The sequence below is a fragment of the Streptomyces shenzhenensis genome (genome assembly GCF_021462265.1).
Classification (GTDB): Bacteria; Actinomycetota; Actinomycetes; order Streptomycetales; family Streptomycetaceae; genus Streptomyces; species Streptomyces shenzhenensis.
Genome location: NZ_JAJONF010000186.1, coordinates 1 through 665, shown reverse-complemented (window position 1 = coordinate 665; position 665 = coordinate 1). Strand labels below are relative to the sequence as shown.

Below are 665 nucleotides of genomic sequence, written 5' to 3'. Positions count from 1 at the left end.
GGACGTCGCGGGAATCGGTAACTGGGTGCTGGGCGCTGAACGGCTGGAGTCCGGTCTGGCTGCCAAGTGGCGGGCGCGGTCCCGGGTCTGGAACACCTACGGGCCTACCGAGGCCACTGTCATCACCACGGCGATGCTGCTGCCCAAGGGCATCACCGCCGAGGATGCGCCGCCGCCCATCGGCCGGCCCCTGGAGAACGTCCGTACCCATGTCCTGGACGCGTATCTGCGGCCGGTGCCCGTGGGGGTGGCCGGTGAGCTGTACATCGCGGGAGACGGTGTGGCGCGGGGCTACATCGGTCGCCCCGATCTGACGGCGGAGCGGTTCGTGGCCTGCCCCTTCGGGGACGGTGACGGTGGCGGCCGGATGTACCGCACCGGCGACCTGGCCCGCTGGATGCCGGACGGGCGGCTGGAGTTCGTGGGCCGGGCCGACGAGCAGGTGAAGATCCGCGGGTTCCGGGTCGAACTCGGCGAGGTCGAGGCGGCGCTGGCCGCCCACCCGGACGTGAAGACGGCCGTGGCGGTCGTGCGCGACCAGCGACTGATCGGTTACGTGCTGCCCGCCACCGGGCGGGATCCGCAGTCCGACCCGGTACGCGAGTTCGCCGCCACCCGGCTGCCGGACTACATGGTCCCGTCCGCCATCGTGCTGCTCGACGCGC

The 665-nt window shown here is 72.2% G+C and carries 1 protein-coding gene; it reads left to right on the top strand.

The features are described 5' to 3' along the window. Nucleotides 1–25: 25 nt before the first annotated feature. On the top strand, nt 26–665 hold a 640-nt coding region (locus LQ326_RS47375; RefSeq protein ID WP_308402182.1), incomplete at its 3' end, for an AMP-binding protein.